Genomic DNA, 22,786 nt, shown 5'->3' with positions numbered 1-22,786 from the left:
TGCCCCTGTCTCAGCCAGCAGCATGACCGCTCCCCGGGGTGTCGTGCCGGTCGGTGTGCACGGCCGGTGACGGTGACCTCGGCCACCGGCTCCAGCAGGACCATGGCACAGGCCCGCAGCGCCTCCCGGAGCGCGAACCGGCCGGCCGTGCGGAACGCCATCTCGGACGAGTCCTTGGGGTGGGTCGCCCCGTCGGTCAGCACGACGCGCAGCCCGGTCACCACGTGACCGTCCAGCGGCCCCTCGGCCAGGGCGTCCCGGCAGCCGGCCTCCACCGCGCGCACGTACTCCTGCGGCACCCGGCCGCCGATCACGGTCGAGCGGAACTCGAAGCCGGACGCGCCGTCGTCGCCGGCCTCCAGGGGCTCCACGTCGAGGACGACATGGGCGAACTGGCCCGCTCCGCCGTCCTGTTTGACGTGCCGGTACACCAGCCCGGAGACCCCACGGGTCACCGTCTCCCGGTAGGTCACCCTCGGCCGGCCGACGTTGACGTCCAGCCTGTGCAGGCGGCGGACCTTCTCCACCGCCACCTCCAGATGCAGTTCACCCATGCCTGACAGCACCGTCTGACCCGTCTCGGGGTCGGTGCGGACGGTCAGCGAGGGGTCCTCCTCGACCAGCCGTGCCAGCGCCGTCACCAGGCGTTCGGTGTCGGTGCCGCGGCCGGCCTCGACCGCGACGGACACGACGGGATCGGCGGCCGTCGGCGGTTCCAGGACCAGCGGTGCCCCGGGAGCGCACAGCGTCGATCCGGCGCGGGCCGACTTCGGCCCGACCACCGCGACGATGTCCCCGGCCACGGCCCGGTCCAGTTCCGTGTGCCGGTCGGCCTGGACCCGCAGGATCCGGCCGATCCGCTCGGATCGGCGGGTGCCCGCGTCCATCACCGTCTCTCCCTTCCGAAGGGTTCCCGAATAGATGCGCAGATACGTGAACCGGCCCGTGGCGGTGGCGTTCACCTTGAACGCCAGCGCCGCGAACGGTGCCCCCGGGTCGGCCGCCCGCTCCTGCTCCGTACCGTCCTCGGTGCCCCGCACCGCGGGCACGTCCAGCGGCGAGGGCAGGTAGGCCACGGCGGCGTCCAGCAGTGGCTCGATCCCGCGGTTGCGATAGGCCGAGCCGCACAACACCACCACGCCGTCACCGGTACGGGTGAGATCGCGCAGCGCCAGGGCCAGGGTGCGCGCCGAGAGCGGGGAGCCGGCGCAGAACTCCTCCAGCGCCAGGGGGTGGAGTTCGGCCACGGCCTCCTCCAGCAGCCCGCGGCGCCGCTGCGCCTCGTCGCGCAGGGCGTCAGGCACCGGGCCCTCCTCAGCCGTGTCGCTGCCGTCGGCCCAGACCAGCGACCGCATGCGCAGCAGATCCACGACTCCGGTGAACCCGTCCTCCGTGCCGATCGGCATCTGCACGACGAGCGGGGCCGGATGCAGTCGCCGCCGGATCGACTCGACCGCGGTGTCGAGGTCGGCACCCGCGCGGTCCAGTTTGTTGACGAAGGCGATCCTCGGCACCCCGTACCGGTCGGCCTGCCGCCACACCGACTCGCTCTGCGGCTCGACGCCCGCGACCGCGTCGAACACGGCGATCGCGCCGTCCAGCACGCGCAGCGAGCGCTCGACCTCGTCGGCGAAGTCGACATGGCCCGGGGTGTCGATCAGGTTGATCCGGTGTCCGTCCCAGACACAGCTGACGGCAGCGGCGAAGATGGTGATGCCGCGGTCGCGCTCCTGCGGGTCGAAGTCGGTGACGGTCGTGCCGTCGTGGACCTCGCCACGCTTGTGGGTGGTACCGGTGAGGTAAAGGATCCGCTCGGTGACGGTGGTCTTCCCGGCGTCGACATGGGCGAGGATGCCCAGGTTGCGAACGGCGGTGAGCGGACTGGTGAGTTGACGGTGCAGGTCGGTACGCACGGCCCAGGGCCTTTCAGGGTGATCCGAACAGGGCGGCGCGATTCCCGGACGAACGGGCCTGCGGTCAGGCCGGGTTGGGACCTCCGCCGCATCCCTGCGCGGCGCACACGGCCAAGGGGGAGGCAGAGGTCAGATGTTCGTCACGGGCATCCGGTCCCGGCCGCGCAGCCGGTACCGGACGTACGGAGACACGAGGATCACCTCGTACCGTGAGGGGGGAACGACGACAGCGGTGCGCTCACGCACGGCCGGGCTCCCCTCACTGGTCACGGGACGCGCGGCGAGGATGTGGCGGCGCGCCATGTGTGGTGAGTGTAGGGAGCCGGTCGGGGGCGGAGCACGGGATTTTTTTCCTCAGGCGGGCAACGGCGGGGAACGGCAGGGCACTTGCACACGCTGCCGGCCGGGTCCTCACCTGGCCGCGGGCTCCGCAGGCAGGTTGAAGACGTGACCCGGGGTGACGATCTTCGTGATTTCTTCGCCGATGAGTGTGCTGGGCTCCTGGCCCTCATGGTTGATGTCGGTGTTCAGCAGGACGACGAGGGTCGCCTTCCCCGACGGCAGATAGACGGCAAGGGACTCATAGCCCGGCAGTGAACCGTTGTGCCCGAGCCAGCCCTGCACACCGAAGAGGCCGAGGCCGTACCCGATGCCCGGCACGGGGGTCGGGGGCATGGTGAGCCGCTGCTTCTGCAGGGAGGGGCTGATCAGGTCGTGGCCGTCCGGCAGTTTGCCCGTGGCCACCGTTTTGGCCCAGACGCGCAGGTCCTGGAGACCGGAGATCATCGCGCCGGCCGCCCAGGCCCAGGAGGGATTCCAGTCGGCCGCGTCCTCGACGTCCCCGCTCGCGGTCTGGTCCGTGTATCCCTGGGCGTGCGGCGCCGGGAACGTCGCGTCGACCGGGAGGAGCGTGTGGTTCAGTTCTGCCGGCGCGAGGATGTTCTTCTGGAGGAAGTCCGTGAGCCGCTGACCGGTGGCCTTCTCGATGACCAGGCCGAGCAGGATGAGGTTGGTGTTGGAGTACTTGAACTTCTTGCCCGGCGGGAACAACACAGGGTGCTTGAAGGCGTAACCGAGGAGCTCCTGCGGGGTGAACGGCCGCAATGGATCGGACGTCAGCGTCCCGTAGAAGCTCTCGTCCTCGGAGTAGTTGAACAGCCCGCTGCGCATGGCGGCCAGCTCGCGCAGGGTGATCTTGTTTCCGTTGGGCACGCCGTCGACGTACTTCCCGATCGGATCGTCCAGGCCCACCTTGTGCCGGTCGACCAGCTCCAGCAGCGCCGTCACGGTGAACGTCTTGGTCTCGCTCCCGATCCGCATGTACAGATCCGGCGACATCGCCTGGCCGTTGCTCTTGTCGGCGACCCCGAACGACCGCACGTAGGTGCCCTGTCCGGGCGTCCACAGGCCCACCGTCACACCCGGTACGTTCGCCTCCTGCATGACCCGCTGAATGACGATGTCGAGCTGCCGCGCCACATCGGGAGTGATCTGCCGGACCTCCCCAGGGGACGCCGACGTGGACGTGGGATGCGGTGCCGGTCCCCCGCCCCCGCATGAGGTCACGCCCGCGATCGGCAGTGCGAGCATCCCCGCGGCAGCGGCCGCCGCGGCCATTTTGCGCAGTCGTGTACGGGCATGCGTCATGGGCCGGCTCCAACCATGCGAGGCCACCTTCCGCGTCTGTCGTGCACGCGGGTTGAGAGGTGTGTCCGCCTACGGCGTGGCTGCACAGGAGCCGCAGGTCACGGCGCTGCCGTGGGACACAGGCCGCGAGGTTCCCGAACCCCCAGCATAAAAGCGCCCGCCCCCTGCCGCAGGTCGGCGCCCTGCGCAACGCGGTCGACGCCGTCCGGGTGACGGCTCAGTCCGCGCGTGGCACCGCCGTGGTACCGGGGACGACGAGGCGCGGCGGAATGACGGTCTCTCCGGTCGGCGCCGCCTCTCCTTCCAGGCGCGCGACGGCCCGGCCGACGGCGAGCTCCGCCAGGCGCGGGATGTCCTGTGCCACCGCGCTGAGGTCGATAGGGGCGAGGCGGGCCGGACGGCTGTCGTCGAAGCCGACGACGGCGACCTCGCCGGGGACGGGCACACCGGCACGCAGGAAGGCGTCGAGGACGCCGGTCGCGCAGCGGTGGTTGAAGGCGAGGACCGCCGTGGGCAAGGGGCCCTCGGCCAGGAGGGGTGCGGGCGGCCACTACGCCCTCCTCCTCGGTGAACCCGCCGGGCAGGACCCCTACAGGCTCGCCCAGGCCGTGGCGGTTCATCGCGGTGCGGTAGCCGCGGCGACGGTCGGCGGCGCCGGGCGCCCGGCCACCGTCGATATGGGCGATGTCACGGTGACCGAGCGCCACCAGGTGGTCCACGGCCTGGCGGGCGCCCTCGTCGTCGGCGGTCCGTACGACGTCCACGCCCGGCGCCGCCCCGAATTCAAGGACCGGGTCCTGCTCGATGCGGCCGTGGTCACGATCCGCTTCGAGCAACGGCGCCCTCGCCACCGCCGAGGCCGGCTTCCAGGCCGTGTACGGCTATGACGTCCGCGGCGAGGTCTTCGGCTCGGCGGGCATGCTGACGATGGGCGACATCCGCCGCACGCATCTGACGGCCTACGGCACCGAGGGCGTCGCCGCCGAGTGCGTCGCCTACGACCAGGACCTGTTCCACGACGCGTACGTCGCCGGACTCGCCGACTTCACAGACAGCGTCCGTACCGGCCGCACTCCGTCGGTCACCGGCGAGGACGCCCGCGCCGCCCTGTCCATCGCCCTCGCGGCCATCCAGTCGGTCGGCACGGGGGTCCCGTCCGCATCGACGAGCTCAAGGACCAGGAGTAACCGCGAAGGGACCGACAGTGTGATCCCGGCGCCCGGATCGAGCCCGCCGACCGCGGCGGAACCCAGCCGCCCGACTCCCCCACATGGCGCCCCACCTCGACCCCATCTTGACCGAAAAAGGCAAGTACACCCGCGTTTGTCAAGAGAAGTTCTAAAATTACCTACAGCATGCAATCGTTCCTGAAAGGGGGCGACAGAGCGGCAGAGCGGCGATCCGGTGAGCAGAGCGGCGATCCGGTGAGGGGAGTGATGCACATGGGGGCCGCAGGCGGCATCGACCTCGCCCGTGCGCGCGAACGCTTCCTGAAGGGCGAGCCGGCCGAGGCGGGCGTGCGGAGTCTGATCCTCAACTCGTGGCAGCGCAGCCTGCTGCTGGGTCTCTCCCCGGACCAGATCGAGCTCCCTTATCGACAGGACTTCGACCCGGACGTCCGCCTCGTCCGCGCGGCCGTCCCGGTGCTCGACCGGCTGCAGCTCAGGTTCGCCGGCAGCCGGATGAACATCGGCCTCGCCGACGCGGAGGGGGTGGTGCTCGCACGCCGCTTCGGAGAACGCTCCCTGGCCCGGAACCTGCCCGCATTCCAGGTCATCCCGGGTTTCGTGTTCGCCGAGCAGGTCGCCGGGACGAACGGCATCGGCATAGCTCTGGCGGAAAGGCGACTGTGCCAGGTCCATGGGGCGGAGCACTTCGCCGAACGCTCTCAAGCGAACGCTTGTTCGGCAATTCCCATCCGTGACCCGCTCAGCGGGCGCATCGAGGGCGTTCTCTCCTTCGGCTGTCCGCGCTCCGACGCGAGCCCGGTCATGGACACCCTGATCAGCAAGGGCGCCCGCGCCATCGAGCACCGGCTCCTGGAGCAGAGCACGGCGCGTGAGCGCACCCTGCTCCAGGCGTACCTGGACGCCAAACGCGACGCGGGGAACGGAGAACCGGTCATCGACGGTGAGCCGATCGCCGTGGACCAACTGGCCCGGAGCGGACTGGACTGGCGCGACCAGATGATCCTCAAGGAGAAGGCCGCCGAGCTGATCTCCGCGGCCCAGCGGGTCGCGGTCGAGGTGACCCTCTCCGACGGCCGGCGGCTCACCCTCCTCAGCCATGTGGTGACGGGCCCGTCCGGTGTGCAGGGCGTCGCCGTCGAGGCGGTGCTGCATCACGAGGCGCCGCTGCTCGCCGTCGCCGGCTCCCTCGGCGTATCACGAGAGGCCCCGCCACGGCATGCCACCCCTCCCGCCGTCCCGCCGCCCAGGCACCTTCACGGTGTGCCGACCGGCCTGCCGACGGGCCTGTCCGCGGCCGCCTCGACCCTTCTTGGCCCGGGGCAGCCCGAAAGCACCGGCCCCGGCGACAGGGCGGGCGACAGGCGGCTGGTACTCGTGGGCGAACCGGGAGTGGGCAAGTACGCCGTCGCGGCACGGCACCGCCTGGAGTTGCTCTCCGAGGCGAGCACCCGGATCGGCACCACTCTGGACGTGAGCCGCACGGCTCTCGAACTCGCCGAGATGGCCGTCCCGGGCCTCGCCGACCACGTCGCCATCGACCTGCCCGAGGCCGTACTGCGCGGCGAGGAGGCGGCCGACCCGCGCATCGACATGAATCGCGTGGTGATGCACGGCATCGGCGACGACCTCCCCTTCTACCCGGTCGGCCAGCGGATCGACCCCCGACCCGCCACGCCCCAGTTCCAGTGCCTGACCCTGGAGCAGGCGGTGCTGGTACCCGATCTGCGGGTGGCGAGCGGCTGGCTCGCCCAGGACCCCGAGCACACCGAGCGCCTGATCTCCCTGGGCGTCCACTCCCTGATCGCCGTCCCGCTGCTCGCCCGCGGCGTCGTCCTGGGTATCGCCAGCTTCTACCGCTCCCGGACCCCGGCCCCCTTCGGCGACGACGACCGTTCCCTGGCCCAGGAACTCGCCACGCGCGCAGCCATCTGCATCGACAACGCCCGCCGCTACACCCGCGAGCACACCATGGTCCTGGCCCTGCAGCGGAGCCTGCTGCCGAGCCGGCTGCCGGAGCAGAGCGCCGTCGAAGTCGCCCACCGGTACCAGCCCGCCGAGTACGAGGTCGGCGGGGACTGGTTCGACGTCATCCCCCTGTCCGGCACCCGCGTCGCCCTGGTCGTCGGCGACGTCGTGGGCCACGGACTGCACGCCGCCGTCACCATGGGCCGGCTGCGCACGGCCGCACGCAACTTCGCCGAGCTCGACCTCGCCCCCGACGAGGTCCTCACCCATCTCGACAATCTGGTGGGGCGCCTGGCGCGGGACGAGCGCAACGAGGAGTCGGCGGCAGAAGCCACGGGCATCATCGGCGCCACGTGTCTTTACGCCGTCTACGACCCCACCTCTCAGCAGGCCACCATGGCTCGCGCGGGCCACCTCCCGCCTGCGCTGGTCCTCCCCGACGGCACCGTGACCTTCCCCGACCTGCCCGCCGGGCCTCCCCTCGGGCTGGGCGGCCTCCCCTTCGAGTCCGCCGAGGTCCACCTTCCCGAAGGCAGCCAGGTGGTCCTCTACACCGACGGACTCGTCGAGGACCGCGACCGGGATCTGGACACATCCTTCGACCTGCTGCGCAGCACCCTGGCCCACCAGGACCGCACGCCCGACGACACCTGCCGGGCGATCCTGGAGACCGTGGCACCGGAGCACCCCGGCGACGACATCGCGCTGCTGGTCGCCCGCACCCTCGCCCTGGACCCCGACCGGATCGCCCACTGGGAGCTGCCCGCCGACCCGGCCCGCGTCTCCGACATCCGCGCCGCCGTCACCCGCCGCCTCGGCGACTGGGGCCTGGACGAGGTGTCGTTCACCGCGGAACTGGTGCTCAGCGAGCTGGTCACCAACGCCGTCCGCTACGGCAGCGGGCCGATCCAGGTACGCCTGATCCACGACCGCAGCCTGATCTGCGAGGTCGCCGACACCAGCAGTACCGCCCCGCACCTGCGCCACGCGGCCACCTACGACGAGGGCGGCCGGGGCCTGTTCCTCGTCGCACAGCTCACCCAGGCCTGGGGCACCCGTTACACCGCCGACGGCAAGGTCATCTGGGCCGAATGCGCCCTGGAGACACCCGGTGTTCTTCCCGAGCCGGCCATGATGGACTGGGAGGACCTCCCTGCCCTCTAACGACTCGACAAGCTCCGCCGCGAACCGCAGCAGTGAGGAACCCCTGGTCCGTATCCGGGGTCTCAGCAAGCGGTTCGGAGGCACGCTCGCGCTGGACTCGGTCGGCCTCGACGTCCACCGGGGCAGCGTGCTCGCCCTGCTGGGGCCCAACGGCGCCGGCAAGTCCACCCTCATCAAGATCCTCGCCGGCGTCCATGACGCGGACGAGGGAGAAGTGACCGTGGCCGGGCATCCGCTCGGCACCGACGCCGCCGCCCGGAACATGTCGTTCATCCACCAGGACCTCGGACTGGTCGGATGGATGACGGTCGCGGAGAACATCGCCTTGGGAACCGGCTTTCCCCGCCGCTGCGGGCTGATCTCCTGGCGGCGGGTGCGAGAGAGCTGCGCGCAGGCCCTGGAGATCGTTGCCGGGCACCTCGACCCCGACGCCCGGATCGCCGACCTCGGCCGGGCCGAGCGCTCGCTGGTCGCGATCGCCCGCGCGCTGTCGACCCGGGCCGCGCTCATCGTGCTCGACGAACCCACCGCCAGCCTGCCCGCTGCCGACTGCGCCCGGCTCTTCGACGTGCTGCACACCTTGCGCGACCGCGGCCACGGCATCGTCTACGTCAGCCACCGGCTCGACGAGGTGTACCGGGTCGCCGACCGCTTCGCCGTACTCCGCGACGGCCGCCTCATCAGCCAAGGGCGCCTGGCCGACCACCACCCGGCCCGCCTGGTGCGCGAGATCGTCGGGCACCAGCCGGCCGACTATCACCCCGCGACCGCCCGCACCGACGGACCTGTCCTGCTGCGCCTGGAGGGAGTGCGGACGCGCGACGCCGGGCCGGTAGGCCTCGAACTCCGGTCCGGGGAGATCCTGGGGATGGTCGGACTCACCGGGGCCGGTCACCTGTCCCTGGGCCGCGCTCTCGCCGGCTCCGGGCCGATCCTCGACGGACGGGTACTGCTCGACGGCCGTCCGTACCACCCGCGGACCGTGGCCGCCGGCGTCGACGCGGGCGTCGGCTTCGTGACCAACGACCGCCACGAGGAAGGCTGTCTGCCGGACCTCACTGTCCGCGAGAACTTCCTGGCCAACCCCAGGGCGGACGGACTGCGGGCGCTGCACTGGATCAGTCCGCGGCGCGAGCGCGACGCGGCCACGGCGCTGATCGAGCGGTACGGAGTGCGGCCCCGCGACAGCGAGGCCCGCATCGCCACCCTGTCCGGCGGCAATCAGCAGAAGGTCATGGTGGGGCGGTGGCTCCGGCTCAGCCGACGCCTGCTGATCCTGGAGGAGCCGACCGCCGGCGTCGACATCGGTGCCAAGGCCGCCGTGTACCACCTGCTCGACGACGCGCTGGCGGCCGGCGCCGCCGTGCTGCTCATTTCCACCGACTTCGAGGAGATCGCCAACGTGTGCCACCGTGCCCTGGTATTCGTCCGCGGGGCCGTGACCGCCGAGCTGACCGGCGACAACCTCACGGTCACCGAGCTGACCCGTACGGCCTCGGCCATGCCCGCCATCACCGGTACGGCGACCGAGCGATGACCACGCCACGCCCGCCCGAATCCCCTCCGGGCCGCGGGCCCGGCTCCCGCAGGCCCCGGTCCCCGCTGGGCCGCGCGAGTGGTCACCTCGCCGGCGCCTACGGTCTGCTGCTCCTGACCGCGCTGCTCTTCCTCGTCTTCTCCCTCGCCCGGCCGGACACCTTCCCGACGCTGGACAACGTCTCCTCGATCCTGTCCACCCAGTCGATCTCCGCGATCCTCGCGCTCGGGGCGACGATCCCCATCGCCACCGGCAGGTTCGACCTGTCCATCGGATACGGCCTGGGCCTCGCCCACGTCATGGTCCTGAAACTGATCGTGGCCGACGGCTGGCCCTGGCCGACGGCCTGCGTCGCCGTCATCGTCGGCGCCGGAGTCATCGGTGTGTTCAACGGCCTGCTGGTCGAGTTCGCCCGGATCGACTCCTTCATCGCCACCCTCGGCACCGGTACCGTGATGTACGCCTTCACCGGCTGGATCACCGGGGGCGCCCGGATCGTCCCCGGCCCGGCAGGTCTTCCGCGGGCCTTCACCGACCTCTACGACTCCAAGTTCCTCGGCCTGCCCGTCGCCGCCTACTACGTCCTCGCGCTCGCCGTGGCGCTGTGGTTGCTGCTGGAACGGCTGCCGCTGGGCCGGTATCTGTACGTCATCGGCTCCAGCCCCCGCGCGGCCGACCTGGTCGGCATCCCCACCCGCCGCTACGGCATCTACGCCTTCACCGGCTCCGGCCTGGTCGTCGGCTTCGCCGGAGTGCTGCTCGCGGCGCAGCAGCAGATCGGCAACCCGAGCGTCGGCATGGACTACCTGCTCCCGGCCTTCGTCGGCGCCCTGCTCGGCTCCACGGCCATCAAGCCGGGCCGCGCCAACGCCGCGGGAACCGTCGTCGCCGTCGCCGTCCTGGCCATCGGCCTGGCCGGCATCGAGCAGTTGGGCGCCGACTTCTGGGTCACCCCGCTGTTCGACGGTGCCACTCTGCTGCTCGCGGTCGGACTGGCCGGCTACTCCGCCCGCCGCCGCCTCCACGCCACGGCCACCGCGGCACATCAGAAGCCTGCGAAGAAGACCACCACACGGACAACCGACACAGACCCACCACAGGCTCCCTGAACCGACCAGACTCCACCTCCGCCAGGAGCAGGCAGCTGTGCACTCGAACCGCAAGACCGCCCTCCGGGTCGTCGCCCTCGGGGCGGTCGTCGCCCTCGCCATCGGCTGCGAGCGTGGATCGTCGACCCGCGCCGGCCCCTCCGAACGGCCGACGACATCCGGTTGCCCCGCCGCCATGGCCAGGGCCAGGACCTCCGTTCACCAGGCGGAAGAGCCCCGTACCGCCTGGAACGGCCCCACCACCGGCCCGAAGGTCGTGCGGGGCCGGTCGGTCATCTACGTCGCCCAGACGATGACCAACCCGGGCGTCGCCGGCACGGTGCAGGGTGCGCGGGAGGCCGCCAACACGGTCGGCTGGAAGTTCGACGTGATCGACGGAGGGGGCACACCCACCGGCATCCAGGCGGCGCTCAGCCAGGCCATCGCACTCAAACCCTCCGGGATCGTTCTGGGCGGCTTCGACCCCAAGGCAACGTCTCAGCAGGTCGCGAAGGCGAATGCGGAGAACATCCCGCTCATCGGGTGGCACGCGGTCGACTTGCCCGGTCCCAGCAAGAACCCGAAGCTCTTCACCAACATCACCACGAACGTCGGGGACGTCGCGAGGATCACCGCCGACTGGATCATCGCGCAGTCCTACGGCCACGCGGGCGTCGTCATCTTCACCGACGCGTCGATCCCGTTCGCCAAGAACAAGTCCGATCTGATCAGCAAACAGCTCGCCACCTGCTCCGGCGTCCGCCTCCTGGCCGACGAGAACATCCCGATCCCCGACGCAAGCGTGCTCACCCCCCAGAAGGTTTCGTCCCTCCTCTACCGTCTGGGCAGCAGATGGACCTACTCCGCGGCCATCAACGACTTGTACTTCGCGGACGCGGCCCCGGCCTTCCGCGCCGCAGGCAGAAAGGGCGCCGGCCCCCCGCACAACATCGGCGCGGGCGACGGCGACCCGTCCGCCTTCCAGCGCATCAACAGCAGGGAGTACCAGGCGGCGACGGTCCCGGAACCCCTGTCCCAGCAGGGCTGGCAGATGATCGACGAGTTCAACCGGGCCTTCGCGGGGGCGCCTGCCAGCGGTTATGTGGCTCCGGTGCATGTGGCTACGGATGAGAACACGGGTGGGCGTACGGCTTGGGATCCAGTCGGGTATCGGGAGGCCTATCGGAAGATCTGGGGGGTCTAGGGCCGGCTGACGAACTGGCCTCTGTCGCTCACCGGCTCGTTCGGCAACCCCGTGCCGGTCGCGGCCAGGGCACCTGCCCACCTCGGGCAACAGCAACCAGCAAGATCCTGGCCGACACCGGCCTGCCTCACCCGGAGCTGGGGCGAAGGTTGTTCGCGGACAACTGGGCCACCAAGTAACTCCGATTGTTGTACGGACCGTTGGGACCATTCCCTCGTGCCTGCCTTCATCAAGACATAGTTCACGACTTATCTTTTGATGTGTTGACGGCATGTCGGACGGCGCCTAACGTCCCATCAACATTTCGCGCCCCACGAGGCGACCTAGGAGACACGCGTGATCAACGTTCCCGCCGTGCTCGTCCGAGCCCACCGTCACCGCAGACGCACAGCTGCCCTCATGGCCGCCCTCCTGCTGCCGACCGCCGCCGGCATCGCGCTGGTCTCAGCCCCGAGCGCCACTGCCGCGGCCATCCCCACCACTCCCACCACCGTCGTCAATGCCAACAGCGGCAAGTGCGTTGACGCGCGTGCCGCGGCCACCGGCAACGGCACCGCCGTGCAGCAGTACACCTGCAACGGCACCGGCGCCCAGTCCTGGCAGTTCACCGCGACCGACGGCGGCTACTACCGGATCGGTGTGGCCTCCGCGCCGAATCAGGTCTGGGACGAGACCGACGTCTCCACCGCCGACGGCGCGCTGACCCAGCTGTGGCTCTACGGCGGCGGCGCCAACCAGCAGTGGCTGCCGGTCGCCGAGGCCTCCGGCACGTACCACTTCGTCAACCGCAACAGCGGCAAGTGCCTCGATGTGCCGTCGGCGTCCACCGCCGACAGCGTCCAACTGCAGCAGTACACCTGCAACGGCACCGGCGCCCAGTCCTTCACGCTCTCCGGCGGCATCACCCCGCCGTCGAACACGCCGGACTTCGGCCCCAACGTGACGGTGTTCGACCCGTCGATGCCGGCGTCCACCATCCAGTCCAAGATCGACTCGGTCTACAGCACCCAGCAGACCAATGAGTTCGGCACCCAGCGCAACGCTCTGCTGTTCACCCCCGGCACGTACAACGTCGACATCCCCGTCGGCTACTACACGCAGGTCTCCGGACTGGGCCTGTCACCGGACCAGGTGTCGATCACCGGCGGCGGTGTGCACGTCGAGGGTCACACCAGCGACGGCAACGCCACCCAGAACTTCTGGCGCGACGTCGAGAACATGTCGGTGAGCCCCGGCTCGGGCAGCACCATGTGGGCCGTTTCCCAGGCCGACCCGTTCCGTCGGATGGACGTGCACGGCAGCATGAAGCTGTGGGACGACACCCACGGCACCAGCACCAACTGGTCGAGCGGCGGCTACATCGGCAACTCCCGGATCTCCGGTCAGATCAACTCCGGGACCCAGCAGCAGTTCCTCACCCAGGACACCGCGATGAACGGCGGCTGGACCGGGCACAACTGGAACATGGTCTTCGTCGGCGACACCGGTGCCCCGGCGACCAGCTTCCCCAATCCGCAGTACACCACCGTCGCCCAGAGCCCGGTGATGCGCGAAAAGCCGTTCATCTACGTCGACGGCTCGGGAAACTGGCAGGTGTTCGTCCCGTCGGTGCGCACCAATGTGCAGGGCCCGGACTGGGTCAACGGCACCGCTCCGGGCACCTCGCTGCCGATCAGTCAGTTCTACATCGTCAAGCCCGGTGACACCGCCACGACGATCAACAATGCGCTCGCCGCGGGCCAGAACCTGATCGTCACCCCGGGCGTCTACCACCTGTCCGCCCCGCTCGACATCACCCGCCCCGACACCGTGGTTCTCGGACTGGGCCTGGCCACCCTCGTGCCGGACAACGGCGTTACCGCGATCACCACCGCAGACGTCGACGGTATCGACATCGCCGGGCTGCTGATCAGCGCGAACACCACCAACTCCAACACCCTCATGCAGGTCGGCCCGGCCGGCTCGGCCGCCAGTCACACCGCCGACCCGATCGTCCTGCACGACGTGTTCTTCCGCATCGGCGGTGACATCGCCGGCAAGGCCACCCAGTCACTGGTGATCAACAGCAACGACGTCGTCGGCGACGACCTGTGGCTGTGGCGGGCGGACCACACCAACGGCGTCGGCTGGACGACCAACCCGGCCGTCAACGGACTGATCGTCAACGGCGACAACGTCACCATGTACGGCCTGGCGGTCGAGCACTACCAGAAGTACCAGACCACCTGGAACGGCAACGGCGGCCGCACGTACTTCTACCAGAGCGAGACTCCGTACGACGTGCCCGACCAGTCCGGTTGGACCACCAGTGGAGGCGACCTCGGCTACGCCTCGTACAAGGTCGCCAACTCGGTCACCTCCCACGAGGCTTGGGGTGTGGGTGTCTACGCCTATCTCCGCGACAACCCCTCCGTGGTGCTCGGCCATGCCATCGAGGTGCCCACCACGTCCACGGTGAAGTTCCACAGCATGGTCACCACGGTCCTTGGTGGCGCAGGCACCATCAACCACATCATCGACAACACCGGCAACCAGGTCACCCCCAGCAACAACGTGGCCTATCTGGTCAGCTACCCGTAAGTCCGGCAGGGACTCGACGGCACACAGGAAAGAGGAGCCGGCCGGCCCAGGTGCGCATCACATCGGCCGGCCCCTCAGCCGTGCCGAGGGCTTGCCGCTGCCTTGTGGGGGTCTGGAACTGGCGGCCTCGCGTAAAGGACCGTCGCGTATTCCCCTGCCTTGCCGTGGCGGACGTAGCGGACGCCGTACTCACCGATCTCCGGGCCTTCGGGGTTGCGGCCTCGCGCTCCAGCATGTGCTCGGCGGTTTTCCACTCGTGGCACACCTGGATCGGACAGGTGCCGAAGCGGCGCTCGCACTCGGCCGCCCAGCCGTAGGCCGGGTCGGCGGCGTAGTCGCAGAACAGCCGCACCGCCTCCTGGTAGCCGCGCAGCGTCGAGCGGACGCAGCCGCGGACCGCCCGCAGGTCGCCGAACCACTCGTCCGCCGGCGTCGAGGACCAGCTCCAGGGGAGGGCGTCCGCGTGGGTGGCGCATGCCCGCACTTTCCGCTCACGGCCGTTGAGGTCGACAGCGCGAGGTTCCGCGCCGGCTGCTGGTTGCGGCAGCCGTCCTTCTCCAGACTTTGACGTGTCTCATGAGACATGTGGTGGCCGTCGCCGGCTCGCCTTGCATATGGACGGTCAGGATGGCTGGACTTGGTCGAAGAGGGCGAGGGCTTCGGCGGGGTCCGGGCTCACCAGGCGTTCCAGACCGGCCGTCGTGATCTTCGCCCACCTGCCGGCCCGTGCCCACATCCGTTCCTCGAAGGCGCGGACGGCGTCGTCCAGGTCTCCGGGGCCGGTGGCGATGGACTCGGCGAGTTCGGCGCCATCCAGCATCGCGAGGTTCGCGCCCGCCCCCAATGGGGGCATCAGATGGGCGGCGTCGCCCAGTAGCGTCACCCCGAAGACGTGGGTCCAGGTGTGGGTCACGGGCAGGACGTAGAGGGGGCGGTGGACGAAAGCGGTGCCGTGGTGGAGGAGGTCGAGGACGGGAGCGGCCCAGCCGTCGAACAGAGCCAGCAGGCTCGATCGCACGGCCTCGACGTCGGCCAGGTCCAGGTTCGTGTGCCAGTCCAGCGGCGCGCGGAACTGGGCGTACACCTTGACGTGGCCGCCACTGTTGCGTTGGGCGACGAGCTTTCGGTTCACGCCGTACACAGCCACGGAGCCGTCGCCGATCAACCGGGCGAGGTCGGGGTGGCGGGTGTCGACGTCGTCGAGGGAGGTCTCGACCGTGGTGACGCCGGTGTAGTGCGGCGTCACCGGCGAGACTGCCGGACGGGTCCGGGACCAGGCGCCGTCCGCGCCGACCACGAGGTCGAACGTCTCCTGTCGCCCGTCCGCGAACCGGACCAGTACGCCATCCCGGGTCCCCGGCAGCACCTGCGTCACGCCCCGCCCCCACTGGACGTCGAGAGGGCCGAGCAGCAGGTCACGGAGTTGCCCGCGGTCGATCTCGGGATTGGCCCGGTCATCTGGACGGGGTCGCCAGTCGCGCAGGACGGTTCCGTCCGCGTCCAGGATGCGCATGGCCTGCCCCTCGGGGCGAGACAGCGCCTGGAACTCCGCCAGCAGCCCCGCCTTGTCCAGTGCGAGCTGGCCCAGCCCTTCGTGCAGGTCCAGCGTGCCGCCCGGGGGGCGGGCGTCGGGGGAGGGATCGCGTTCGAGGACGGCGACGGGGTAGTCATGGCGGTGCAGGACGCGGGCAAAGGTAAGGCCTGCAGGACCGCTCCCGACCACAGCGATGCGGTGTCTCATGTCGATACACTGTATTTCCTCAATACAATGCATCGCAACAGTACGATGTGACCATGACTGTGTGGGACCGGCCGGAGCCGCCGACTCGCCCCGTGCCGCTCGACCGGGAGCGGATCGTCGCCGCCGCCATCGCGCTGGCTGACGAGGGCGGGCTGGAGGCGGTGTCGTTGCGCAAGGTCGCCGGCCGCCTGGACGCCGGCCCGATGCGGCTGTACGGATATATCTCCACCAAGGAGGAGCTGTTCGACCTCATGGTGGACGAGGTCCAGGCCGAGATTCTCCCCGAGGAGCAGCCAGGTGACTGGCGGGAGGCGCTGCGCGCCCTCGCCCATCGCACCAGGCAGGCCGCTCTCCGTCACGAATGGCTGGCCGACCTGCTCGGCGGCCGCCCGGCCCTGGGCCCGAACGGCCTCGCCGTGACCGAGGCCACGCTCGCCGCACTCGACGGCCTCGCCGACATCGACACCGTCATGCGCGCCGTGGAGACAGTCAGCGCCTACTTCACCGGCGCGATCAGGCGCGAGATCGCGAACCTGCGGGCCGAGCGCGCCACGGGCCTGTCCAAGCGCGACTGGCAGCGCGCCTCCGGCCCGCACGTGACGAGAATGTTGGCCACGGGCCGCTTCCCGGCGCTGACCAAGGCCGTGTACGACGGCACGGACGTGGACGCCGAGGAATCCTTCGCGACCGGCCTGGACTGGGTCCTCGACGCCGTCGCCGCCAAACTCACCCGGCCGCCGGCGTGACGCTTTGCTCTTGCCGAATGTGAGCGAGGCCGGGGTCGGTGTCCACGGGCCGTGCGGGCTTGCGCCGCTTGCCGTGCTCTGGCTGACGTAGCTGTGCCAGTCGACGAGCACTGCGGTTGCCCGGTTCGTCGTGGCCCGGCTGACGCCCGCCTCCCGCCAGAGATTCTGCTTGGTGAGCTTGCCGTCGGTGGGGATGGGCCGACCAGTGCCGAGGCCTTGTCGCGTGCCCCCTCAGCATATGAGCAGGGCTACCGGGGCCGGCAGTCAGTCGCGGGGGCGGAGGCTGGCTTCTTCGAGGTCGAGTTCGTGCTGGATCCGGCGCCGGGTGGCGTTGCTGATCTTGTTCTCTTCGTAGAGGCGCTGAAGCTCGGCCGCCTCGATGGCGATGAGTGTCCGGCGTATCTCGCGGTAGACGTCGGCAGGACGGGCGTCCGGGTCGCTGAAGTCGGCGTCTTCAACCTGGTGGATGCGCGCTTCCAGATGACGACGGGCCTGTTTCAGGGCGGCCTCGGCGGCGGCACCCAGATCGGCGAGCTGATCCAGATCGCCAAGCAGTTTGAGCTCTTCGAGAGCAGCGTAGGCAATGCGCCGGCGGGTCCGGGCCTCCTCGCGGGCGGTGTGCTCTGGTTCCAGAGCGATCCCGGAGCGGCGGACGACAGGGGCCAGGGTGAAACCCTGGAAGATGAGAGTGAGCGCGATGGTCCCGGTGGTGAGCGTGAGAATGAGCGCGCGGTGCGGCAACGGCGCCCCTGTGTGGGTGGCCAGGGGGATGGAGAGCGCGGCGGCCAGCGGCATGACGCCTCGGGTGCCCGCCCAGGACAGGACGGCCGGAACGCGCCAGGAGAGGCGGTTGTCGCCTTCCCCGTGCCGGTGGTGGATCAGGGCGGACAGCGGGAAGATCCACAGCAGGCGGATCGCCAGCAGAGTGAAGGCGATCACCGGCACCCACAGCGGCCAGCCGTGCTCGTCGTGCGCGAGTTGGCGGACGGCGGAGGGCAGCTCGAGGCCGATCAGGGCGAAGACGACGCTCTCCAGCAGGAAGGTCACGGTGTCGTAGACGGCGTGGACCTGGATGCGGACGGAGGCGTTGCCGAGCTTGTGGCCGGTGCTGCCGAGAACGACCCCGGACACGATGACGGCGGTCACGCCGGAGGTGTGCGATTGCTCCGCGATGACGTAGGAGGCGTAGGGAGTGACCAACGCGATGACGGTCTCCAGCATGGGGTCGTCGGTCCGTCTGCGGATCAGGGCCACCACTGCGGCGACCGCCGCGCCGATGAGGGCTCCTCCGCCTGCAAGGATCAGGAACTGCTCAACGGTCCCGGGCACGCTGATGGCGCTGCCGGACACCGCGGTGGCCACGGCGACCTTGTACAGGACCAGTGAGGTGGCATCGTTGAACAGGCTTTCCGCCTGCACCATGGCCTGCACGCGCGGTGGGAGGGACAGGCGCCGGCCGAGCGCGGTCACGGCCACGGGGTCGGTGCTGGCCAGGACAGAGCCGAGGATGAACGCGGTCGCGGCGGTGAGCGGGGTGATCTCGGCGGCCACGTACCCGACGGCGATGGCCGAGGCGACGACCAGGCCGAAGACCAGGCCGGTCACAGGCCGCCACACGGTGCGCAGGTCGCGGACGGAGATTTCCCCCGCCGAGGCGTAGAGCAGCGGCGGCAGCACCAGCACGTTGATCACGTGAGGCGGCAGGCGCACCTCCGGAACCCAGGGCATCAGCCCTACGACCAGACCCACAACCACGAGGAGCGAGGGGGCGGGCAAGCTCCAGCGCCGGGCTCCGGTCGCCACGGCTGTCGCCAGGACCACCAACAGCAGGACGACGATCAGGCCGGTCATGGAGCGTCCCCGGTGGGTTACGGCTTGTTACCCCCCTCTGACCAGGTGCTTTACCAACGTAACCGACCTCGGGCGGTGATGCAGCCGACCTGGAGCAGCGACCGTCCGGTGTCCGGAAGGATCCGAACGCGCTTGGAGGTGTTACCGGTACTCCCGGCCGGCGATTCTGTGCAGGGTCAGCGCGGCACCGAGGAGTTGGACGCCACGTGCGGTGTGCGGGTCGACGCCGGTCAACTCGGTCACACGAGCCAGGCGGTTGTCGACCGTGTTGGGGTGCACATCAAGTGCCTGAGCCGTACGGCGCCGGTCGAAGTCACAGTCGAGGAAGGCGGCCAGGGTCGCGGTCAGGCCGGGTTGGCCGTCCAGCGGTTCCAGGAGGGCGCCCAGTTCGGGTGCGCTGTCCGCAGCTCCCGACAGATGGTATTCGAGCAGTACGTCCTGCAACCGGTGCAGGCCGGGCTTGTCTGCAACGGCTGCGATGCGGCGTGCTCGTTCGGCCGCTGCAGGAACCTCCCTGGGAGAGCCCGCGGTCGCGGCGCCTACGATCGGCGCTGCCGGAAGACGGGAGGAGATTCGGCCGGCGACGGCGTCGAGTGCGGTCCGGGAGGGTAACAGGACGCAGCCGCCGCATTCGTCCGGCAGGCTGAGAACGCGGCCCTCGGCCAGAGGGGCGAGCCGGGCGAGCGCCCGACGCAGCAGCCTGCGCGCCGCCACCGGTGTCGGGGGCTCGGGGGCCCGCACACTGAGCACGAGGTAGCCGGATTCCAGGGACAGCCCGTAGCGGGCGGCGACCTCCTCGGGCTCGTCACCACGGATGAGTGCCCGGGCCAGCTCGCGTGCCGCCCCCTGCTGGTCGGCGAGGCCCGCAAGGTACGCCTCTGTCACGTTCTCGACGGTGGCCCGGAGCGCGCGGAGCTGCATCCGGGTCAAGGACTGCAGTGCCCCTTCCTCGCCCGGACGGGCCAACTCGCTCAACGCGTCCAGCAGCACCTCGGCACCGACGTGGTACCCCCTGAGCAACTGCACCAGGGGTAGGCCTTCCTCGGCGCGCTGGGCGGCGCGTTCCCGGAACACCACGATGTCGGTGTCCGGCAGGCCTTGCACATGGCGGAGGAACCCACGTATCGCGTGGCGGGCTGTCGCCGCGATCTCCACATCCCGCATCTCGCCGGGCAGGAGATCGAAGCCGGGCACCTCGGCCCGCTGACGTTCCACGATGGCCCTGGCCAGCTGGTTGACCCGCGGTTCGAGGCGTGCGGCCAGCCGAATCGCGCCGTCTCGCGCAGCGTCTGGTTGTGGCATGTCACAACTGTAGGCAGCTGTCAGTGGCCTCGCGGCCGATTGCTCGGAGCATGGGTTCACGGTGGCATGGGCACCATGAGCTTCTCCCTCACCGACTACGCCGACCGGGTCTGGCAGGGCGCCGTCGACGACAGCATCGTCCATGCCGGGCAGGCGGGCTCCGGCGTCATCGAGGTGGTCGACGGCGTCGGCTGGTACCCCGGCTTCGGTAACGTCATCACCTTCCGCACGGACGGCGAGGTCATCCTGTTCGACACCGGCAACCCACTGGCCGCCGACAACCTCCATCAGGCCGTGCGTGCCTGGAGTCGACTTCCGGTGACCACCGCCGTCTTCTCGCACGGTCACATCGATCATGTCTTCGGGATGGGTCCCTTCGATGCGGAGAACGCGCCACGCCCGACCGTGTACGCCCACGAAAAGGTCGGGGAAAGGTTCGACCGCTACATACTGACCGGCGGCTACAACACGGTCATCAACCAACGGCAGTTCCAGGCACCGGATCTGACCTGGCCGACTCAGTACCGCAGGCCCGACCTGACGTACCGGGAGGCGCTCACCCTGACGCGCGGTGAGCTGACCTTCGAGCTCTTCCACGTAAGGGGCGAGACCGACGACGCGACCGTCGCCTGGATCCCCGAACACCGCATCCTGTGCCCCGGTGACATGTTCATCTGGGTGACCCCCAACTGCGGCAACCCTCAGAAGGTGCAGCGCTACCCACGCGAGTGGGCACTCGCACTGCGCCGCATGGCGGCCCTGGGCGCGGAGATCATGCTGCCCTCGCACGGAGCACCGGTCTTCGGTGCCGACCGGATCCGCCTGGCACTCACCGAGACCGCGGAATGGCTGGAGAGTCTGGTCCAGCAGACGCTGGACGGACTCAACTCCGGTGCCCGGCTGGACGACCTGATCCACTCCGTACGCCCGCCCGCCCATCTGACCGACCGCGTCTACCTGCAAGCCAAGTACGACGAACCCGAGTTCATCGTGCGCAACCTGTGGCGGCGCTATGCCGGGTGGTACGACGGCAACCCCGCGCACCTCAAACCGGCTCCCGAGGGCCAACTCGCCACCGTATTGGCGGACCTCGCAGGCGGTGCGGCCGCCCTGTCGGATGCGGCCCGACGCTACGCCGACGCGGGCGAGCTGAGGGTCGCCGGCCACCTCGCGGAGTTCGCGGTGCAGGCCGCCCCCGACGACGCCACCGTGCACGCCGCACGCGCTGACGTCAACCAGGCACGTGCCGAGTCCGAGTCCTCGCTGATGGCCCAAGGCATCTTCACCTGGGCCGCCGCCGAGTCACGAGAACGGTGCGGTGGCAAGCCCTGACCCGTGCGTCGCCGACGGCAGGGCGATCCCGGACGGCGGACCGAGGGGCAACCACCGAACCGTGGACGCGGCAGCATCGCCATGCAACCGCCAGGCGGCCTCGGCCCTGCGCTGCCGGTGCTCCCGGCCGCCGCCCGACCGCGCAACCCGCTCGGCACCTCCCTGCCGGCTCGTCTCCGGTGGCCGACGCGTCCGGGATGGTGCCGACGGCCGGCCGAGGGGGCCCGCAACCCGCCACCCAGGTGCCGGCTCGTGCCGCCACGGTGCCGGGGTCCACGCAGCCCGCCGGCCGGAGCGGGCCACGAAGGCGCGGTCATCCCACGCCACCGCCCGCATACCGCGGTCCACCGGCAGTCCACCCGCGCACGACTTTCCCAGACGTCAGGAGCTCCCATGCCCTCCGCTGTCGCGGAAGCCCGTCCGTGGCGCCGCAAGGCCTCTGGTCTCGCCGCCACCGTACTGCTTGGCCTGGTTTCGCCATGGGCCTCGACAACACCCGTCCATGCCTCCACGGTCCAGCCGACGACAGACACAACCGCGTTCAACAGTGTTGCCTTGAACCAGATCTCCGTGTCCGGACTGCACAACGCCTACGACAAGAGCAAGTCCAAGTCGATCACCACGGGCCTTGACCTCGGAGCGCACCTGCTGGAGATCGACACCTACAGTACGTTCGGCAATCCCGGCGGATGGATCGTCAGCCATTCCGATCCCTTGGCCAACGACAACAACTGCACCTACACCACCGGATCCGGCATCTTCAAGACCACATGGGAGAACGGCAGCCTGAGAACCTGCCTCGACGACCTCAAGGCCTGGAGTGACGCGCACCCCGATCACGACCCCGTCTACATCAAACTCGAGCTCAAATGGGGCTTCCGCTCCAACGCGGGAATGGGACCGGACCAACTGGACCAGCTGGTGGCCAAACACCTCGGTTCCGACAATCTCTTCACACCCGCAGACATGCTCGGGACCACCTACCCGACCCTCGACGCCGCGGCGAAGGCCGGAGCCTGGCCGACCTGGAACGAGCTCCGAGGAAAATTCATCCTCTTCCCGATCACCGGCACCATAGAGAACAAGCTCGCAGGCTACAAACTGGACAACCTCTCCACCGAACAGGAATACGCCCAGCACCTGGCCGACCTTTCGACAGCAGGCCGGCTCGATCAGGCCTCGATGTGGCCTGCCATGACCAAACCGAGCCCCAACGGCGACCCCCGCCTCATCTATGGTGCCGCCCTGCGTCCCTGGTTCGTCATCTTCGACACCCAGGCCACCCACTGGCTGAACAACGGTTACAGCATGTCGTGGTACTGCCGCAGTCACTACCTCACTGTCGAAGGCTCAGCCGAAAGCGTCGTCCCCACACTCGACGACACAAACCCCGACCCCACCGCCGCGGCCCAACGCGTCCAGTATCTCGCCCAGCAAGGCCACTCCAGCGCCACCACCTTCGACTGGATGAAGACACCCGGCGCATTCACCCTCTGGTCCCGAAACTGCTGACAGGTCAGGAAATG

At 69.8% G+C, this 22,786-nt stretch carries 17 protein-coding genes and 1 pseudogene; 9 read left to right on the top strand and 9 right to left on the bottom strand.

Annotated elements, in window-relative coordinates; genetic code table 11:
* The 5 genes and pseudogenes from fusA to ABT186_RS22650 form a co-directional block, all read right to left on the bottom strand.
* The coding region (gene fusA, locus ABT186_RS22670; RefSeq protein ID WP_351926474.1) for an elongation factor G at positions 1–1,913 on the bottom strand (1,913 nt) is incomplete at its 3' end.
* Positions 1,914–2,042: 129 nt separating this feature from the next.
* Positions 2,043–2,216 (bottom strand): hypothetical protein, encoded by a 174-nt coding sequence (locus ABT186_RS22665; protein ID WP_351926472.1) that lies wholly within the window; start codon positions 2,214–2,216, stop codon positions 2,043–2,045.
* Between the two features lie 108 nt (positions 2,217–2,324).
* Entirely contained in the window at positions 2,325–3,560 is a 1,236-nt protein-coding gene (locus tag ABT186_RS22660; protein WP_351926470.1) for a serine hydrolase domain-containing protein, read from the bottom strand.
* A 217-nt stretch (positions 3,561–3,777) separates the two neighbouring features.
* A complete protein-coding gene (locus ABT186_RS22655) occupies positions 3,778–4,077 on the bottom strand; it encodes a substrate-binding domain-containing protein (RefSeq protein WP_351926468.1) in 300 nt (99 codons plus the stop codon).
* A gap of 136 nt (positions 4,078–4,213) precedes the next feature.
* A pseudogene (locus tag ABT186_RS22650) lies at positions 4,214–4,324 on the bottom strand (LacI family transcriptional regulator); the annotation flags it as partial.
* Positions 4,325–4,433: 109 nt separating this feature from the next.
* Between ABT186_RS22650 and ABT186_RS22645 the strand changes: the two are divergent.
* From ABT186_RS22645 to ABT186_RS22620, 6 genes are all read left to right on the top strand, one after another.
* On the top strand, positions 4,434–4,931 hold the full coding sequence (locus tag ABT186_RS22645) for a hypothetical protein (protein ID WP_351926466.1): 498 nt from the start codon (positions 4,434–4,436) through the stop codon (positions 4,929–4,931).
* Positions 4,932–5,002: 71 nt separating this feature from the next.
* On the top strand, positions 5,003–7,879 hold the full coding sequence (locus ABT186_RS22640; protein ID WP_351926464.1) for a SpoIIE family protein phosphatase: 2,877 nt from the start codon (positions 5,003–5,005) through the stop codon (positions 7,877–7,879).
* Entirely contained in the window at positions 7,869–9,416 is a 1,548-nt protein-coding gene (locus tag ABT186_RS22635) for a sugar ABC transporter ATP-binding protein (protein ID WP_351926482.1), read from the top strand. Before ABT186_RS22640 ends, ABT186_RS22635 begins: the two co-directional genes overlap by 11 nt.
* The gene (locus ABT186_RS22630) at positions 9,413–10,525 is read left to right on the top strand and encodes an ABC transporter permease (protein WP_351926462.1); all 1,113 of its coding nucleotides are present in this window, start codon (positions 9,413–9,415) and stop codon (positions 10,523–10,525) included. Before ABT186_RS22635 ends, ABT186_RS22630 begins: the two co-directional genes overlap by 4 nt.
* Positions 10,526–10,562: 37 nt before the next feature.
* Positions 10,563–11,708: a substrate-binding domain-containing protein gene (locus ABT186_RS22625; protein ID WP_351926460.1), complete on the top strand. Its 1,146-nt coding sequence runs from the start codon at positions 10,563–10,565 to the stop codon at positions 11,706–11,708.
* Between the two features lie 399 nt (positions 11,709–12,107).
* On the top strand, positions 12,108–14,288 hold the full coding sequence (locus tag ABT186_RS22620; RefSeq protein ID WP_351224468.1) for a pectate lyase-like domain-containing protein: 2,181 nt from the start codon (positions 12,108–12,110) through the stop codon (positions 14,286–14,288).
* Here ABT186_RS22620 and ABT186_RS22615 read toward each other — a convergent pair.
* On the bottom strand, positions 14,275–14,772 hold the full coding sequence (locus ABT186_RS22615) for a hypothetical protein (protein ID WP_351224401.1): 498 nt from the start codon (positions 14,770–14,772) through the stop codon (positions 14,275–14,277). The two genes, ABT186_RS22620 and ABT186_RS22615, sit on opposite strands and share 14 nt — an antisense overlap.
* Positions 14,773–14,910: 138 nt before the next feature.
* The gene (locus ABT186_RS22610) at positions 14,911–16,029 is read right to left on the bottom strand and encodes an FAD-dependent oxidoreductase (protein WP_351926458.1); all 1,119 of its coding nucleotides are present in this window, start codon (positions 16,027–16,029) and stop codon (positions 14,911–14,913) included.
* Positions 16,030–16,082: 53 nt separating this feature from the next.
* On the opposite strand from ABT186_RS22610, the gene ABT186_RS22605 reads away from it, so the two are divergent.
* The gene (locus tag ABT186_RS22605; RefSeq protein ID WP_351224405.1) at positions 16,083–16,775 is read left to right on the top strand and encodes a TetR/AcrR family transcriptional regulator; all 693 of its coding nucleotides are present in this window, start codon (positions 16,083–16,085) and stop codon (positions 16,773–16,775) included.
* A gap of 264 nt (positions 16,776–17,039) precedes the next feature.
* Here ABT186_RS22605 and ABT186_RS22600 read toward each other — a convergent pair whose 3' ends face one another.
* Both ABT186_RS22600 and ABT186_RS22595 read right to left on the bottom strand, forming a co-directional pair.
* Positions 17,040–18,626 carry a Na+/H+ antiporter gene (locus ABT186_RS22600; protein ID WP_351224407.1) on the bottom strand — a complete coding sequence of 529 codons (1,587 nt, stop codon included), beginning with the start codon at positions 18,624–18,626 and terminating at the stop codon, positions 17,040–17,042.
* 141 nt (positions 18,627–18,767) lie between these two features.
* Complete coding sequence (locus tag ABT186_RS22595; protein WP_351926456.1) at positions 18,768–19,928, bottom strand: PucR family transcriptional regulator; 1,161 nt, start codon at positions 19,926–19,928, stop codon at positions 18,768–18,770.
* 75 nt (positions 19,929–20,003) lie between these two features.
* On the opposite strand from ABT186_RS22595, the gene ABT186_RS22590 reads away from it, so the two are divergent.
* Entirely contained in the window at positions 20,004–21,260 is a 1,257-nt protein-coding gene (locus ABT186_RS22590; RefSeq protein ID WP_351224411.1) for an alkyl sulfatase dimerization domain-containing protein, read from the top strand.
* Between the two features lie 393 nt (positions 21,261–21,653).
* Positions 21,654–22,772, top strand: coding sequence for a Ca2+-dependent phosphoinositide-specific phospholipase C (locus tag ABT186_RS22585; protein ID WP_351926454.1), 1,119 nt, complete (start codon positions 21,654–21,656; stop codon positions 22,770–22,772).
* Positions 22,773–22,786 lie beyond the last annotated feature (14 nt).

It is taken from the genome of Streptomyces sp. NPDC001634 (assembly GCF_040298185.1).
GTDB lineage: Bacteria > Actinomycetota > Actinomycetes > Streptomycetales > Streptomycetaceae > Streptomyces.
This window is presented reverse-complemented; position numbering and strand designations above follow the sequence as displayed.

Coding starts and splice junctions, on each gene's coding strand:
- ABT186_RS22620 (WP_351224468.1), top strand. CDS start 12,108: ATGGCCGCCCTCCTGCTGCCGACCGCCGCCGGCATCGCGCTGGTCTCA.
- ABT186_RS22585 (WP_351926454.1), top strand. CDS start 21,654: ATGCCCTCCGCTGTCGCGGAAGCCCGTCCGTGGCGCCGCAAGGCCTCT.
- ABT186_RS22640 (WP_351926464.1), top strand. CDS start 5,003: ATGGGGGCCGCAGGCGGCATCGACCTCGCCCGTGCGCGCGAACGCTTC.
- ABT186_RS22600 (WP_351224407.1), bottom strand. CDS start 18,626: ATGACCGGCCTGATCGTCGTCCTGCTGTTGGTGGTCCTGGCGACAGCC.
- ABT186_RS22605 (WP_351224405.1), top strand. CDS start 16,083: ATGACTGTGTGGGACCGGCCGGAGCCGCCGACTCGCCCCGTGCCGCTC.
- ABT186_RS22590 (WP_351224411.1), top strand. CDS start 20,004: ATGAGCTTCTCCCTCACCGACTACGCCGACCGGGTCTGGCAGGGCGCC.
- ABT186_RS22595 (WP_351926456.1), bottom strand. CDS start 19,928: ATGCCACAACCAGACGCTGCGCGAGACGGCGCGATTCGGCTGGCCGCA.
- ABT186_RS22610 (WP_351926458.1), bottom strand. CDS start 16,029: ATGAGACACCGCATCGCTGTGGTCGGGAGCGGTCCTGCAGGCCTTACC.
- ABT186_RS22630 (WP_351926462.1), top strand. CDS start 9,413: ATGACCACGCCACGCCCGCCCGAATCCCCTCCGGGCCGCGGGCCCGGC.
- ABT186_RS22665 (WP_351926472.1), bottom strand. CDS start 2,216: ATGGCGCGCCGCCACATCCTCGCCGCGCGTCCCGTGACCAGTGAGGGG.
- ABT186_RS22660 (WP_351926470.1), bottom strand. CDS start 3,560: ATGACGCATGCCCGTACACGACTGCGCAAAATGGCCGCGGCGGCCGCT.